This is a genomic window from Candidatus Fukatsuia symbiotica, assembly GCF_003122425.1.
Classification (GTDB): domain Bacteria; phylum Pseudomonadota; class Gammaproteobacteria; order Enterobacterales; family Enterobacteriaceae; genus Fukatsuia; species Fukatsuia symbiotica.
On record NZ_CP021659.1, the window covers coordinates 2,028,897 to 2,045,752 of the forward strand.

12 protein-coding genes and 2 pseudogenes are annotated in these 16,856 nt (G+C 43.5%); 8 read left to right on the forward strand and 6 right to left on the reverse strand.

Annotated elements, in window-relative coordinates:
- Window positions 1–21: 21 nt before the first annotated feature.
- Window positions 22–1,518, reverse strand: a complete 1,497-nt coding sequence (gene dacB / locus CCS41_RS09725) for a D-alanyl-D-alanine carboxypeptidase/D-alanyl-D-alanine endopeptidase (RefSeq protein ID WP_083429603.1) — start codon at window positions 1,516–1,518, stop codon at window positions 22–24.
- Window positions 1,519–1,649: 131 nt separating this feature from the next.
- On the reverse strand, window positions 1,650–2,126 hold the full coding sequence (locus CCS41_RS09730) for a YbbD-related protein (protein WP_072550298.1): 477 nt from the start codon (window positions 2,124–2,126) through the stop codon (window positions 1,650–1,652).
- Between the two features lie 442 nt (window positions 2,127–2,568).
- On the opposite strand from CCS41_RS09730, the pseudogene CCS41_RS09735 reads away from it, so the two are divergent.
- Together CCS41_RS09735 and eno are read left to right on the forward strand one after the other, a co-directional pair.
- Window positions 2,569–4,205: pseudogene (locus tag CCS41_RS09735) on the forward strand (CTP synthase).
- Window positions 4,206–4,235: 30 nt separating this feature from the next.
- Complete coding sequence (gene eno, locus CCS41_RS09740) at window positions 4,236–5,546, forward strand: phosphopyruvate hydratase (RefSeq protein WP_072550296.1); 1,311 nt, start codon at window positions 4,236–4,238, stop codon at window positions 5,544–5,546.
- Between the two features lie 117 nt (window positions 5,547–5,663).
- On the opposite strand, the gene sodA is transcribed toward eno, so the two are convergent.
- Window positions 5,664–6,287 (reverse strand): superoxide dismutase [Mn], encoded by a 624-nt coding sequence (gene sodA, locus CCS41_RS09745; protein WP_072550295.1) that lies wholly within the window; start codon window positions 6,285–6,287, stop codon window positions 5,664–5,666.
- A 613-nt stretch (window positions 6,288–6,900) separates the two neighbouring features.
- Here sodA and CCS41_RS09750 point away from each other — a divergent pair.
- The 3 genes from CCS41_RS09750 to crp all read left to right on the forward strand — a co-directional run bounded on the left by CCS41_RS09750 (window position 6,901) and on the right by crp (window position 8,961).
- Window positions 6,901–7,146, forward strand: a complete 246-nt coding sequence (locus tag CCS41_RS09750) for a YheU family protein (RefSeq protein ID WP_072550294.1) — start codon at window positions 6,901–6,903, stop codon at window positions 7,144–7,146.
- A gap of 61 nt (window positions 7,147–7,207) precedes the next feature.
- The gene (locus tag CCS41_RS09755; protein ID WP_072550293.1) at window positions 7,208–8,077 is read left to right on the forward strand and encodes a phosphoribulokinase; all 870 of its coding nucleotides are present in this window, start codon (window positions 7,208–7,210) and stop codon (window positions 8,075–8,077) included.
- Window positions 8,078–8,325: 248 nt separating this feature from the next.
- Entirely contained in the window at window positions 8,326–8,961 is a 636-nt protein-coding gene (gene crp, locus CCS41_RS09760) for a cAMP-activated global transcriptional regulator CRP (protein ID WP_072550292.1), read from the forward strand.
- 99 nt (window positions 8,962–9,060) lie between these two features.
- Here the strand turns inward: crp and mltC are convergent, their stop codons facing one another.
- From mltC to mutY, 3 genes are read right to left on the reverse strand one after another with little or no spacing between them, the layout of a single operon-like run.
- Window positions 9,061–10,137, reverse strand: coding sequence for a membrane-bound lytic murein transglycosylase MltC (gene mltC / locus CCS41_RS09765; RefSeq protein WP_119797749.1), 1,077 nt, complete (start codon window positions 10,135–10,137; stop codon window positions 9,061–9,063).
- A gap of 55 nt (window positions 10,138–10,192) precedes the next feature.
- Window positions 10,193–10,468, reverse strand: coding sequence for an oxidative damage protection protein (locus tag CCS41_RS09770; RefSeq protein ID WP_072550291.1), 276 nt, complete (start codon window positions 10,466–10,468; stop codon window positions 10,193–10,195).
- Window positions 10,469–10,481: 13 nt separating this feature from the next.
- Entirely contained in the window at window positions 10,482–11,531 is a 1,050-nt protein-coding gene (gene mutY / locus CCS41_RS09775; protein ID WP_072550290.1) for an A/G-specific adenine glycosylase, read from the reverse strand.
- 216 nt (window positions 11,532–11,747) lie between these two features.
- Here mutY and trmB point away from each other — a divergent pair, with 216 nt between their 5' ends.
- The 3 genes and pseudogenes from trmB (at window position 11,748) to glnE (ending at window position 16,792) form a co-directional block, all read left to right on the forward strand.
- Window positions 11,748–12,467 (forward strand): tRNA (guanosine(46)-N7)-methyltransferase TrmB, encoded by a 720-nt coding sequence (gene trmB / locus CCS41_RS09780; protein ID WP_072550289.1) that lies wholly within the window; start codon window positions 11,748–11,750, stop codon window positions 12,465–12,467.
- A gap of 44 nt (window positions 12,468–12,511) precedes the next feature.
- Window positions 12,512–13,788: pseudogene (gene hemL / locus CCS41_RS09785) on the forward strand (glutamate-1-semialdehyde 2,1-aminomutase).
- Window positions 13,789–13,954: 166 nt separating this feature from the next.
- Window positions 13,955–16,792 (forward strand): bifunctional [glutamate--ammonia ligase]-adenylyl-L-tyrosine phosphorylase/[glutamate--ammonia-ligase] adenylyltransferase, encoded by a 2,838-nt coding sequence (glnE, locus tag CCS41_RS09795; protein ID WP_119797751.1) that lies wholly within the window; start codon window positions 13,955–13,957, stop codon window positions 16,790–16,792.
- The last annotated feature ends 64 nt before the right edge of the window (window positions 16,793–16,856 follow it).

A 16,856-nucleotide genomic window follows, 5' to 3' on the forward strand; every position in this document is an offset into this window, starting at 1 on the left:
AGCCCACAACGCTTTCTTCCGTCAATATGACGATTGAGTTAGATTAGCTAACAACACCACGATACTATCTTCTAACTCTTTAACCGAAATCAAGGCATTATTCGACAGAATAGAAAAAACCAATTTGCCGTGATTAGCCGTCTTCACATAGCCAGTTAAGGACGATACAGCACTCAGGCTACCGGTTTTAGCGACAACATTGCCTTCTGCCGCAGTACCTCGCATACGCTTGCGCAAAGTGCCACCAACCAGCTTATTAGGATCACCGGCAACCGGCAAAGCCGCATACCATTGGTCAAACCACGGTTGTTTACGGGTCGCAATCAAGAGATCAGTAAAAAGTTTCGTCGTAACGAGGTTACGACGTGACAATCCCGAACCATCTGTTTGCAACATTGAAGAGGTATCTATGTTATTACGCCGTGAAAAATCTGCGATGGCTTTGATCCCATCCTGGCTAGTGCCGGAATTAAACACTTTTCGTCCAATAGTTTTAAGCAAAATTTCAGCATGGGTATTATTTGAAAGTTTAAGAAAAGGTATTGCTAATTCTGACAATGGTATTGAAACATGTTTGGACAATTCTTGTGCATGTAATGGCGTAGCTACACCAATTCTCGTTTTACCCTCAATTTTAATGCCATTTTGTCGCAGGGCTTGCTTGAACAAATTCGCGACCAGTTGAGTCGGTTCCCATACACTCCTTAGCACGCTTTTTTCTTTCCCTACGGGTAAATTGCCACTGATAATAATACGATTGCTTCCATGTTCACGTTTGATGATCAATGTATCGTCACCTCCGGCACGGGTTGTTTTGGCCTTATTGACTAAGGTGACATAGTTATTCGCTGGGATCATAGAAACCGTTAGCGGTTGATTCACGGTATCACTGGCAACAAGCTTAATCATGATCGAACCTGCATCGTAATCTTTATCAGCTGATACCGTCAATGCAGAAATCTGAGCAGCATAATAGTGTTCTTCATCGTCTTGTGCCCAATCATTACCAAGCCTGATATTATCAAACCAAGTATCATCTATGATTAAATCGCCACTCACCCGCCTAATACCTTTAGCAGCAATACCCGCCGCTAGCGCTTGATAGTCTTCAAATAACATGGTGGGATCGCCCGAACCACGTAAATACAGATTTCCCCTCAGCTTTTCCTTATGCCGAGTGCCATCGGTAAGCGTAGAAGTAAGAAATTTGTATTCTGCACCAAGGATGTCAAAATCTGCTGCTGAAGTAAATAATTTCATGCTAGAAGCAGTAATCAATCGGCTATTGGCATTATGTTGGTAAATGATTGCTCCACTATTAGCATCACGTACCATAATAGCCAATTGAGCACCTTTGAGTTTAGGATTGGTCAATAGCGTATCAATATTGTTTTTGATCTGAGACGTGCTTATATTTTGCGTCGAACTTATATTTTGAGTCCAACTGATATCTTGTTTCGAACAAGCCGTAACGAATAATGGAATGATCAGGATATAAATTATTTTTGACAAATTCATGATCGCTATTACCTCTATGTAAAGAAAAATTTTTTGTTTGGATACTGATTATTTTTATATCTACTTTTTATTCATGTTAATATATTGTAACAAACATAGGGATATTTATAAGTCAGAATATAAAAAAATAATTATTTTGATCTCCATATGTAACCCTTACCCAATATTTTAGAAATAGCGATATATTCGTGTTCACATTGAAAAAAATCATGGTTAAGAATGGTAGTATCAGGTCCCAATGATAGGTCTGACAGCCATCCACGGCGGTTGAAAGGAAGAACCAAAGGTAGTGTAGGTTCAATTTTTTTACATAAAGGAGGTAACCTGAGATCCGTATTTTTTACAAATGAAAATTTAATCATAGACAGGTTGGTATCTAAATCATGAATTTCAATTATTTCTGTCACTGTCGAGGGTAACCATTTCGGTAGCCAACCCGATCGCATTGCATTTTTTGCTTCAATATCTTTAATCGATGCGTAGGTACTTTCAACGGTTGTATCCATAAACCCCCGTAAAATTACGTGCACCAGGACAACCGATATTAAAAATAAACCTAACAGCCAATAAAGTGATTTCATTAGATTTGGCTGTAAACCCTTGCTCATGTTATTTCCTCATTTTAGAGCCTGTTCCAAATCTTTTTCGCTGTGCTTAGAAGAGGAAAAAATGGTCGAAAAAGCACATTTTTGACGAAGTATAATAGCGGTATAGCAGGCGCCATGTAACGTGATCACTTTTGTTAATAAATATTAATTAATATCAATATGTTATTGCTGATTTTCATAATCAACTTATACGGCCCCTTCTATACGATTTAATTTTGATTACATAATAAATACCATTCGATATAAATATACGATACGACTCATCTTTAATGGTGTCATCAGAATAAAATTGTTCTGCCATATCAGAGAACGCAACAAATTTCGCATAAGCTTTAGCCTATCCCAGGATAGGAGACGATTTGTGGCCTAACTAAGGTTCGGGTATACTGTTCTCCCGTCTTAGTTCTTCTATCATCTTTAAACCTAAACGCTCGGGTTCAGCATGACAACTAATTATATTTTTGTGACCGGGGGGTTGTGTCCTCTCTGGGTAAAGGCATTGCCGCCGCCTCTCTAGCCGCTATACTCGAAGCCCGTGGCCTCAAAGTGACCGTAATGAAACTGGATCCTTATATTAATGTGGATCCAGGGACCATGAGCCCGACACAGCACGGGGAAGTCTTTGTTACTGAAGATGGGGCAGAAACGGATCTGGATTTGGGGCACTATGAACGTTTTATCCGTACCAAAATGACGCGCCGTAACAACTTTACCGCAGGTCGTATTTATTCCCAGGTTCTGCGTAGAGAGCGTCGAGGTGATTATCTAGGCGCGACAATTCAGGTTATCCCACATATCACTAATGCGATAAAAGAAAGTATCGTCGAAGGGGGTTCTGGGCATGATGTTGCCTTGGTTGAAGTGGGTGGCACTGTGGGGGATATTGAATCACTGCCGTTTTTAGAAGCTATCCGTCAAATGGCGGTGGACGTTGGTCGTGAACATACTTTGTATATGCATTTAACGTTAGTTCCCTATCTGGCGGCTGCAGGCGAAGTAAAAACCAAACCGACACAACACTCGGTCAAAGAGTTACTTTCCATCGGTATTCAGCCTGACGTATTGATTTGTCGTTCTGATCGTGAGGTTCCTGCTAATGAGCGGGCAAAAATCGCATTATTCTGTAATGTGCAGGAAAAAGCGGTAGTATCCCTGATGGATGTTGATTCTATTTATAAAATTCCCGGATTATTGCAATTGCAGCATCTTGATGATTATATCTGTCAGCGTTTTAATTTAAGCTATCCTGAAGCCGATTTGTCTGAATGGCAGCAGGTGTTGTACCAGGAATCGAATCCGCAAGGGGAAGTCACCATTGGCATGATCGGTAAATATGTAGAATTGCCGGATGCTTATAAGTCAGTGATTGAAGCATTAAAACACGGAGGGTTGAAAAATCGTTTAATGGTAAAGATTAAACTTATCGATGCACAGGAGATAGAAACACAGGGTAAGAATGTACTTCAAGGGCTGGACGCGATCCTTATTCCGGGTGGTTTTGGCTACCGTGGTGTAGAAGGCATGATCACTACGGCACGCTATGCGCGGGAAAATAATATCCCTTATTTGGGGATTTGCTTGGGTATGCAGGTGGCTCTAATCGAATTCGCTCGCAATGTTGCTGTTATGGAAGGCGCCAACTCAACAGAATTTGTGCCAGACTGTCAGAATCCAGTGGTTGCGTTGATTACTGATTGGCATGATGAAAAGGGGGGTATTGAAGTTCGTACAGAAGGGAGTGATTTTGGCGGAACCATGCGGGTGGGTGGGCAGCAATGTCATTTGATTGAGGGCAGCAAGGTACGGCAGATGTATGCTGCTACCATTATCACTGAGCGTCACCGTCACCGTTATGAGGTCAACAATATGTTATTGCAGAAAATTGAAGAGGCTGGACTCTCTGTCGCTGGGCGTTCTGCAGATAATAAATTGGTAGAAATCATCGAATTACCAAACCACCCATGGTTTGTGGCTTGTCAATTCCACCCGGAATTTACTTCGACACCACGTGATGGCCATCCATTATTTGCCGGTTTTATTAAAGCGGCCAGTGACTACCAGAAATCGGTAAAAAAATAGTTTAGCTTATGTGTACTAGAGGAAAATCTAATGTCCAAAATTGTTAAAGTCATCGGTCGTGAGATCATCGATTCCCGTGGTAATCCAACCGTAGAAGCTGAAGTACATTTAGACGGTGGTTTCATGGGGTTGGCTACTGCGCCTTCAGGAGCGTCTACCGGTTCTCGTGAAGCACTTGAATTGCGTGACGGTGACCAAAAATGTTTCCTTGGTAAAGGTGTGACCAAAGCTGTTGCTGCGGTGAATGGTGCTATTGCCGATGCCATCCGTGGCAAAGACGCGAAAGATCAGGCGAATATCGATAAGATTATGATCGATTTGGACGGTACTGAGAATAAATCTAAATTCGGTGCAAATGCTATTTTAGCGGTATCCCTCGCGGTGGCGAAAGCGGCGGCGGCGTCTAAAGGTATGCCTCTGTACGAGCATATCGCCGGATTGAGTGGTACCCCATTAGATAGACTGTCGCTGCCATTACCGATGATGAATATTATCAATGGCGGTGAACATGCTGATAATAATCTCGATATCCAGGAATTTATGATTCAACCGGTTGGTGCTCAATCATTTAAAGAGGCACTACGTATCGGTTCTGAAGTGTTCCACACTTTGGCAAAGATTTTGAAAGAAAAAGGATTCAATACGGCTGTAGGTGATGAAGGCGGCTATGCACCCAATTTAGCGTCTAATGCTGCTGCATTGAAGGCCATCAAAGAAGCGGTAGAGCGAGCCGGTTATGTACTGGGTAAAGATGTGACTCTGGCGATGGATTGTGCGGCTTCAGAGTTTTACAACAAAGAAACCGGGAACTATGAGTTGAAAGGCGAAGGAACAACTTTCAGCTCAGAGGAATTTACCCATTATCTGGAAAAATTGACTCAAGAATATCCTATCGTTTCTATCGAGGATGGTCTCGATGAGTCCGATTGGGATGGTTTTGCCTATCAAACTAAAGTGCTGGGTAAGAAGATCCAATTGGTGGGAGATGATCTGTTCGTAACCAATACCAAGATCCTGCAAGAAGGGATTAAGAAAGGCATTGCTAATTCTATCTTAATTAAATTCAATCAAATTGGTTCTCTAACTGAAACACTGGCCGCCATCAAGATGGCGAAGAAGGCAGGTTACACCGTTATTATCTCTCACCGTTCGGGAGAAACGGAAGATGCCACCATTGCCGATTTAGCGGTAGGGACCGCTGCCGGTCACATCAAAACCGGTTCTATGAGCCGCTCTGATCGGGTTGCCAAGTACAATCAACTTATCCGTATTGAAGAAGCACTAGGTAAACCGGGTAAGCCAGCGAAGTGCAGCTGGTTAGAAGTTAAAAGCCAAGCATAATCATTTTTCGTCGTTGTGAATAACCCGCTGTGGCGGGTTATTCGTTACGATTTTGCAAAAAGTCTAGTCAATTCACACCACTTGCTACGATTTTACAAGAGGTCTGGTCGTTATAGTTCAGGATGGTCTCTCGTTATAACGTTCACTCGCTACGTCCCAATCCACTACATTCCAGAATGCTTTGATATAGTCGGGGCGACGGTTTTGGTATTGAAGATAATAAGCATGTTCCCATACGTCTAGGGCAATGATCGGATAACCCGATACGCCCGCGATAGCTTCACCCATCAGTGGATTATCTTGATTAGCCGTGGAAACTACCGCTAGCTTGTCACCTTTGCTCACCAACCAAGCCCAACCTGAACCGAAACGTGCCGCTGCTGCTGTTTCGAACTTAGTTTGGAATTCTTCAACCGTGCCAAAATCACGTTCGACGGCCGCTTTCAGATTGCCGGCCAGCGTAGTACCGATTTTCAGGCCTTGCCAAAACATGCTATGGTTAGCGTGTCCACCAGCATTGTTACGCATAAAAGTACGTTTCTCATCAGGGACTTTATTCAGATCTTTGATCAATTCTTCAACCGACTGTCCTGCCAAGTTTGGATAAGCCTCTAGCACGGTATTAGCATTATTAATATAAGTTTGATGGTGTTTGGTATGATGGATCTTCATTGTTTTCTCATCGAAATGAGGCTCTAGTTCATCATAAGCATAGGCGAGGGTAGGTAATGAGTAACTCATATTGTTATCGTCTCCATAAGTTTGATTGGTGGATAAAAAATCATCACAGTAGACAAAGACCTTGCATCCTGCGAAGGTAGCATCATTATAGTGAATTAAACGCTATCAGACGTCTAAGAATCTGTTCGAAATCTCTTGTGCTCGCCGTGTTTTGGTCAAGTCATTCGTCAAAAACGCGCTCAACATGCTCATTGACTCCCTTTTTGTTGTATACAAAGAATAAACTGCGCTTTTTCGCCCGTTTTTTCCTCGTCTGAACACAGCGAAAAAGATTTGGAACAGGCTCTTATGAAGCCATAAGGAATGCTGTCTTCACGTGGTCACTCGTCGATGAGTATAAACTATTAGACCTCTTTCGAAAGCTGAAACCTACTACGTGATCTGGATCCTGTGTTGCTCGCAATCCTCATGTGTCTCTGTGTTAACTCAGGTTGCTGTGTACCATGACTTCACATAACAAACTACGGTTTCAAGTAGCCTTCGGCTTTCAATTTTCGAAAGAGGTCTATTGTGAGGTTGGATTTGTTAATATTAGGCGTCTATTGAGTGGCAGTTAAATAGGTCATGGTTCGATAGTAGACTACTTGATTTTTTTCTCTCTGGAATGCTAATAATGATTATCCCTTGGCAACACATCAACAGTGAAACGCTAGACAGCTTAATTGAGGCTTTTGTATTACGTGAAGGTACAGATTATGGTGAGCAGGAATTTTTACTAGAGCAAAAAGTGGCCGATGTTCGTCATCAGTTGATCATTGGAGAAGCGTTAGTGGTGTGGTCTGAAGTACAGGAAACCATCAATATTATGCCACGAACACAAAGTAACGTTAGCACTTTCAGTATCGAAGAATCATCCTGAAAAATAGCATTAGACCTCATTTGCAACGCGGCAGGAGCCCGCCTATGGAGAAAAAATTATTATGTCAGCCAAATACCCCATTATCGCCGTCACGGGTTCCAGTGGCGCAGGAACGACGGCTACCAGTGTGGCTTTTCGTAAAATATTTCAACAATTAAATATCAGTGCCGCCGAATTAGAAGGTGATAGTTTTCATCGTTATACTCGTCCGGAAATGGATACAGAGATTCGGAAAGCACGCGATCAAGGGCGTCATATCAGTTATTTTGGTCCAGAAGCCAATGATTTTGGTCTGCTAGAAAAGAGTTTTGCCGACTACGGCAAACAGGGAAGCGGTGAAGCACGTAAATATCTACATACTTATGATGAAGCTATGCCTTATAAACAGATCCCAGGGACTTTTACGCCTTGGGAGGCTCTACCGACACAGACTGACATGCTGTTTTACGAGGGGCTACATGGTGGTGTGGTCACCAAAGAATACGATGTAGCCCAATATGTGGATTTGTTGGTTGGCGTGGTGCCTATTGTTAACCTGGAATGGATTCAAAAACTGGTACGGGATACCAATGAACGTGGTCATTCTCGTGAAGCAGTAATGGATTCAGTGGTACGTTCTATGGACGATTACATTAATTACATTACTCCCCAGTTTTCCCTTACCCATATCAACTTCCAACGCGTACCCACGATAGATACCTCTAATCCTTTTTCTGCCAAAGCGATCCCATCGCTGGATGAAAGTTTTGTGGTTATCCATTTTCGTGGCTTAGATCACATTGATTTCCCTTATTTATTGGCGATGTTACAAGGCTCTTTTATCTCAAATGTTAATACATTAGTTGTGCCTGGCGGTAAAATGGGATTAGCGATGGAGTTGATAATGGCGCCGCTCGTGCAGCGTCTGCTAGAAAAGAAGAAAACAGTTTAATCTATGATCTGAGAGCCTGTTGCAAATCTTTTTCGCTGTGCTCAGACGAAGAAAAAATGGGCGAAAAAGCGCAGTTTATTCTTTATATACAACAAAAAGGGAGTCGATGAGCATTTTAAGCTTATTTTTGACGAATTATTTGACCAAAAAACGGCGAGTACAAGAGATTTCGAACAGGTTCTTATATACTTGCCTGATGATGATCAGGCTATAATATTAGGCTGCAATAATAACAGAGGATACCGCATATGGTTCTCGGCAAGCCACAACCAGACACTACTCTTGAATGGTTCCTGTCTCATTGCCATATCCACAAATATCCATCGAAGAGCACTTTGATTCATCAGGGTGAAAAGGCCGAAACGCTTTACTATATCGTAAAGGGTTCAGTAGCGGTTCTGATCAAGGATGAAGAGGGTCGAGAGATGATCCTTGCCTATCTAAATCAGGGAGATTTCATTGGCGAACTGGGGTTATTTAAAAAAGAAGGCCAAGAACGCAGTGCGTGGGTTAGAGCAAAAAGCGCTTGTGACGTTGCTGAGATTTCTTACAAAAAATTCCGGCAGCTTATTCAGGTGAATCCAGAAATTCTGACGCGCTTATCTGCACAAATGGCGCAACGCTTACAGGTTACTTCCGAAAAAGTGGGTAATCTTGCTTTTCTGGATGTTACCGGGCGTATCGCAGAAACGTTGCTTAATTTGGCAAAACAACCTGATGCTATGACCCACCCAGATGGTATGCAAATTAAAATCACCCGTCAGGAAATTGGTCAGATCGTGGGTTGCTCACGTGAAACAGTAGGACGTATCCTTAAAATGCTAGAAGCACAAAATTTGATTTCCGCTCACGGTAAAACCATTGTCGTTTATGGCACCCGATAATGGTAAAAAAATCGGAGCAGGTTGCACGACTGCTCCTATGTCTTCTCTCGCGGCTCAAGGGGCGTGGTTCTCTGACTAGAATAGATTTCGAACGCGCCTTTAGCGACGACGATACGTTTTTTGAGCGTTATTCACTTTCATTAGATAACGACGTGATTGGCTAGCAGGATGCTTAGTGATCAGTGTGTTAAATACCTCTCCTGGCTCCATACTGTTGATCATAATGAATGCCTGGTCTTTATCGTTGGAAAATAAACGTAATACACTACCTGCACCACCGTTATAGGCCGTGATCATGGCATAGCGGCGCGAGGTGCTATTACGGATCCCTCCAAGGTAACTATTTTGCAAAATGGATAAATAGGCAACACCCGCGTCGATATTATTTTCTGGGTCAAATAAATAGCTGCGGCTCGGATGACCATTTTTCCCTTTCATTTTGAATACATCTTTGCCAGCGGTCTGTTGCATTATCTGCATCAGACCTAACGCATTAGCACTGCTGATAGCATAGGGATTAAAGCTAGATTCAATCTGCATAATAGCCAGTATTAACGATTCTTCAACCTGGTATTTTGCGGCAGCCTGGCGTATTAAAGGCAAATATTTGTGCGCCCGTTTATCCAGATGGTTAGGTACCAGCTGCACTGTAATCGACCAAATAACCTGCAATCCCTTGTTGCGTTTTTGCATTCTAGTTTGCAGCAAAGAGTCTGCGAACTGGCTAGCACGCCATTCCCAACGGATCGGTTGACCATTGTTGTCCAATACTTGACCATATAAAAACGGCTCTTTACTGATTTGAATATCGTTAACGTCAGAATAAAGATCAATTGCACCGGGATCGTCACCCATGAGTAAGGTGGCGATGATAGTTTGACGCAGATGAGCCTCAGGATTGGTCGTGGCGATAGTTTCAAAGGTAATGGTACCGGCGTAAAAATTGATATGACTGCGCGTTTGATATTTATCCGTGTATTTTACGTAGTCTCTTGGGCCTGCGATCAAGATTTCATCCAAGCCCCAGATATTTTCGATATTGTGGGCAAATTGCCCCATCAAAATATCAAAACTGTTGGTATCTTTGATAAACATTTCATTATCAGCCTGCTCTTTATTCCCTGAGCAAGAGATCAGCAAAGGTGTGATCATGAGTAGAACTAAAATTTTCTTCATCTTATAAACCATATCATGATGAAAAAAAATAATTTTTTCAAAATCATCTAAACCTCTATGACTTACTTGGCGGGACATATCCTGCAATATGTATTTCTTGGCCTTCGAATAAAAAATTGCACATTTCTTTTTCCAGTAACTGGCGATCAGCGAGGTTCATCATGCTCAACTTTTTTTCATTGATCAGCATAGTTTGTTTGTTTATCCATTGCGCCCACGCTTGCTTAGAAATTTCATTATAGATACGTTCGCCTATTTCTCCTGGATAAATTTGAAAATCTTGTCTTTCGGCTTCTTCTTTTAAAAATGTACAGTAAATTATTTTGCTCATACTCTATCCTCTTTTAGAACCTATTCGAAATCTGTTGCAATAAGCGTTCAACCGGAGCAGCAAGCCCGACTGACGGCGGTTGCTTCAGGTTGTACCAGAGACCGGCACTGTCATCCATACATCTTTTCACCAAGGAGTTATACAATCGCAGGGGAATGATGTCCAAGTGGAAGTGGCTAAAGGTGTGACGGAAAGCACCGAGTTGATGTAAATCTTTTTCTTGCAATCCACGCTGTTGTAACCAAAAAACCAGTTCTGTGCGTTGGCTAAACTGTGGGAAACAGAATAACCCGCCCCATAAACCGACCGGCGGGCGCTGTTCTAGCCAGATTTGTGTGCCCTGTTGCATTAATAAAAAATAAGCAGTTTTTTCTGGTAGTTTACGTGCTGGTTTTTTACCCGGATAGTGAAGCCAGCTACGAGTAGCATGAGACAAACAGCCACTATTGAGTGGACAAAATTCGCATTTTGGTTGAGATCGGGTGCATACCGTCGCACCTAAATCCATCATGGCTTGATTGAATTGCCCTACACCATTAGCAGGAGTGACTTTTTCACTCATCTGCCACAGGCGTTTTTCTACCTCTTTTTGACCCGGCCAACCGGATATCGCATAACAACGTGACAATACTCGTTTAACATTACCATCGAGGATCGAAAAATGTTGCCCTAATGCCAGAGACAAAATGGCACCGGCGGTAGAACGACCAATACCAGGGAGCGCGACAATTTCAGCAAAAGTAGTAGGAAATTTTCCCTGATGATGGTCAACAATCGTTTGTGCTGTTTTATGCAAATTTCTGGCACGGGCGTAGTAACCTAAACCTGTCCACAAATGAAGCACTTCGTCCAAGGGCGCGGAGGCTAACGTCAGTATATCAGGGAAACGCGTGATAAAACGTTGAAAGTAAGGAATGACAGTAGCAACCTGAGTCTGTTGCAACATGACTTCAGACAGCCATACTTGATAGGGCGTTTTATCCTGTTGCCACGGCAACGTTTTGCGGCCATAGCATTGGTACCATTCCAGTACCCATTGTGCGAATTGTTGTGCTGGTATCATAAGTCGCCATCGGTAAATTGGCAGATACACCCTTCGCTTTTCAAGTTGTGGCGGTGTTGGCTGCTCGCACTCATCCAAGTCATGTACTACCTGGATTCGATTGATTGCCGCTTTGCCGTAACTCGAAATTCATTGGGTATAAATAAATTAGCTTGGGATTGCAGCATAGAGTTGTAAGACTGTAAACTGGAACTTTATTGATAGCTAGAAAGTTCCATGATAAATACGGTTATATCGAAACAATTTGCTGAAAATGGTTGTGGTTTACGTCGCGTTCGTAGTTTTGTTCGTCGCCAAGGGCGATTGACCCGAGGGCAACAACTCGCGTTGGATAGCTACTGGTCGCTGATGGGCATCGATTATCAGGCAACTGTCATTGAAGTTAACTCAATATTTGGTCGTACGGCGCCGTTGGTATTAGAAATCGGCTTTGGTATGGGGACATCTTTGGTGACGATGGCAGCGGATAATCCACAACAAAATTTTCTCGGTATTGAAGTCCATGCTCCTGGGGTGGGTGCTTGTCTGGCGGCTGCGCATGAAATGGATTTGAAAAATCTACGTGTTATGCGCCATGATGCGCTTGAAGTGTTGGAAAATATGTTGCCAGATAGTTCACTCGACAGATTACAGCTATTTTTTCCTGATCCTTGGCCTAAAGCTCGCCATAACAAACGGCGTATTGTGCAAACTGCTTTTGCTGAACTGGTAAAAAACAAGTTAAAGGTAGGGGGAATATTCCATATGGCAACCGATTGGCACCATTATGCAGAACATATGCTGGAAGTGATGTCGAATATTACCGGCTATCATAATCTTGCCACCAATAAGAGGTATGTTCCTCGTCCTGATTCACGACCATTGACTAAATTTGAATTACGCGGTCAACGTCTAGGACATGGTGTTTGGGATCTGATGTTTGAACGCAAGGAATAGACCTCGCGAAACCTGCCTTCTCCACCAAATTCAGGAACTCATTAATGAATAAGTCCGCAACTCTCTATGCCGAGGCACAAAAATTTATCCCGGGAGGGGTCAACTCCCCGGTTCGAGCATTTAACGGTGTTGGTGGCTCGCCATTATTTATTGAAAGAGCTAATGGTGCCTATCTATACGATGTTGACGGTAAAGAATATATCGATTACGTGGGATCATGGGGACCAATGATACTGGGTCATAATCATCCAGTTATTCGCCATGCTGTAATCGCTGCGGTTGAGCGTGGACTAAGCTTTGGTGCTCCGACTGAAATTGAAGTCAGGATGGCAAAGTTAATTACTTCTTTGATACCCAGTATGGAAAGAGTACGCATGGTTAATTCAGGTACCGAAGCTACCATGAGTGCGATTCGTTTGGCACGTGCTTACACCAAACGCGACAAAATTATCAAGTTTGAGGGCTGTTATCACGGTCATGCTGACTGTCTATTAGTAAAGGCGGGTTCGGGTGCGTTAACTTTCGGAGAAGCAAATTCGCCAGGTGTTCCAGACGATTTTGCAAAACATACCTTGACTTGCATTTATAACGACTTGGATTCGGTGCGGCAAGTTTTTGCACAGTACCCGCAAGAAATAGCGGGCATTATCGTCGAACCGGTCGCCGGTAATATGAACTGTGTACTACCGTCCGCCGATTTTCTGCCCGGCCTGCGTACTTTGTGCGATGAATTTGGTGCTCTATTGATTATCGACGAAGTGATGACCGGTTTTCGCGTCGCTTTGGGAGGCGCACAGGCGCTTTATAATGTCAAACCCGATCTCACTTGTTTAGGCAAAATTATCGGTGGCGGTTTGCCTGTGGGGGCATTTGGTGGCAGTGACGAAATAATGAAACAACTGGCACCTACGGGTACCGTTTATCAAGCAGGAACATTGTCCGGTAATCCGATCGCCATGGCGGCGGGTTTTGCCTGCTTAAATCAGTTGTCTGAAGATAGCATCAGTAGACTAACGCAACTGACTGCAAATTTAGTTCAAGCATTATCTGATGCGGCTAAGGTAAAAAATATTCCGCTGGTGATTAACCACATTGGGGGATGTTTGGCCTGTTTTTTACTGATGCTTCACGGATAAATTGTTATCAAGATGTCATACAATGTGATGTTAAACGCTTTAAACTTTTCTTTCATTTGATGTTAGCTGAAGGTGTTTATCTGGCACCCTCGGCTTTTGAAAGTGCGTTTATGTCACTGGCACACAGTGACCAACAGATTGAAGAAACGGTAGCAGCCGCACAGCGTTGCTTCGCTAAATTATAAATACAATATACCCTTCGCCTTTCAAGTTACGGTGGCGTTGGCTGCTCGCACTCATCCCAGTCATGTACTACCTGGATTCGATTGATTGCCGCCTTGCCGTAACTCGAAATTCATTGGGTATAGACTCTTGCAAAACCGTGCCGGCACTCAGCTACACCGAGAATTTATGTTACCTGTTTCCACTCCTCTACAATTGCAAGCACAGTATGTGCAACAGCGTTTTCTTCAACTGACGCCTCCTGTCACGCTTGGTCAGCAAGATAGCATTCTATTGGCGTTGAGCGATTTTGTCAGTGACATGTTGTTTATGCATCCCCAATGGTGGGAAGAGTTACATCAGCACCCTCCCCAGAGACAGGAATGGCAATATTATCAACATGAATTAGCCAGGGAGCTCAATCAAGTACAGGATGAAAGCGCATTACTAAAAACGTTGCGACTATTCCGTAGCAGAGTAATGGTACGTATTGCCTGGTCACAGCTACTGTCAACCAGCAGCACAGAAGAAACCCTGCAACAACTGAGTCAATTGGCAGAAAGTTTGCTTATTGCTGCGCGTGATTGGCTTTATCGGCTTTTTTGTCGTGATTTCGGTACACCCTGTAATGATGATGGAATGAGACAGCCGTTGCTGATTTTAGGTATGGGAAAATTGGGCGCGGGGGAGCTAAATTTTTCTTTCGATATCGATTTGATTTTTGTCTATCCAGAGAATGGTAAAACCACAGGAGGTAGACGGCAGTTAGATAATGCGCAATTTTTCATCCGATTGGGCCAAAGATTGATCAACGCTTTGCATCAGCAAACTATTGACGGTTTTGTCTATCGTATCGATATGCGTTTGCGTCCTTTTGGCGACAGCGGCCCCTTGGTGATGAGTTTTGCAGCATTGGAAAATTACTATCAACAGCAAGGCCGAGACTGGGAACGCTATGCGATGGTGAAGGCTAAGGTAATCGGTGGTGACGATAATCATTACGCTCAGGAATTATGCCATATGTTGCGGCCTTTTGTATTTCGCCGCTATATCGATTTCAGCGTTATCCAGTCGTTACGAAGTATGAAAGTGATGATTGCACGTGAAGTACGCCGTCGTGGGTTGCAAGATAATATTAAACTGGGTGCAGGCGGTATCCGTGAAATCGAATTTATCGCACAAGTATTTCAACTGATACGGGGTGGTCGTGAGCCAAGTTTACAACAGCGTGCTTTACTGCCAACGTTACAGACCATCGCTGAATTGGGTTTACTACCGCTAACACAGGTGGATCAACTCAGCACAAGTTATCTATTTTTACGTCGTCTGGAAAATTTGTTACAAACAATTGCTGATCAACAGACACAGACGCTGCCGCATGACAGCCTGAATCAGGCTCGTTTGGCTTATGGTATGAATAAGACTGATTGGCCAGCGCTGCTCATAACACTACAGCAGCATATGCAAGCAGTACGACAGATTTTCAATCAATTAATTGGTGATGATAGTGCACATATTGGCGAAGATCCCTGTTATAGCGGTTACAACAGTTTATGGCAGGATAAATTGGAAGAAAGCGATCTGGCCGTGTTAGCACCTCATTTAGAGCAGACTCTCTGCCGCCAGTTACTGCATATCATCGACCATTTCCGCCACGATGTTAATAAAAGGGCGGTGGGTCGACGTGGGCGTGAGGTGTTAGATCAGCTTATGCCACACCTGTTGACTGAAGTCTGCTCACGGCCTGATGCCAATATTGTTTTAGCACGTGTGACCCTGCTATTGCTCAGTGTTGTCACACGTACCACTTATATGGAATTACTGTTGGAATACCCGGCTGCACTGACTCATGTCGTCCGCCTTTGTGCAGCCTCGCCGATGATTGCCAATCAACTGGCACGTTATCCGTTATTACTGGATGAATTATTGGACCCTCAGGCGCTATATCAACCAATGGCACCCGTTGCCTACCATGATGAACTGCGCCAATATCTGTTGCGTATCGCTCAGGGTGATGAAGAGCTGCAGTTAGAAGCACTCTGCCAATTCAAACAGACACAGCAACTACGGATTGCTGCTGCCGATATCAGCGGTACCTTGCCGGTAATGAAAGTGAGTGATCACTTAACCTATCTTGCGGAAGCCATTATTGCTACTGTGGTGCAGCAAGCCTGGCATCAAATGGTAGCACGTTATGGTCAACCGGCTCTTTTACATCAAGATCAAGGACAGGGTTTCGCTGTTATTGGCTACGGCAAACTCGGTGGTTGGGAGCTAAATTATCACTCGGATTTAGATCTGGTGTTTCTGCTAGATTGCCCGTCAAATGTGATGACCGAAGGGGAACGTAGTATTGATGGTCGACAATTCTATCTGCGTTTGGCTCAGCGCATTATGCATTTATTTAGCACTCGTACCTTGTCCGGTATTCTGTATCAGATCGATACGCGTTTGCGTCCATCGGGTGAATCTGGCATGTTAGTCAGTACTTTTGAAGCCTTTGTCGATTATCAACAGCATCAAGCCTGGAGCTGGGAACATCAAGCGTTGGTTCGTGCGCGTGTTGTCTATGGTGAAGCCAAATTACAGCAACAATTTGACGCCATTCGGCAACAGGTTTTATGTCATCGGCGAGATGATCAGCAGCTACGAAAAGATATCATCTCCATGCGTGAAAAAATGCGTCATCACCTTGGCGATAAACAGCCAGATCTATTTGATATCAAAGCTGATACAGGTGGTATCATCGATATTGAATTTATCGCGCAATATTTGGTGTTACGCCACGCAGCGGCACAACCGGACCTGGCCAATTGGTCAGATAATGTGCGTATTTTTGCCTGTATGGTGGATTTCGGCATCATGGCACAGTCAGAAGCGGCGGCATTAACTGCTGCTTATATTGGCATGCGTGATAGAATTCATCGTTTAGTATTGCAAGAGTTGCCAGGTATTGTTGCTGCCAATGATTTTCACAGTGAAAGGCGGCAGGTCATGGCCAGTTGGTGTAAGTGGTTACGAGAATAGAAATCGCCTATCTTAAAATCTTTAAATTACCTTGTTATGTAGTAGCTCAAACCCGACCTAAGAA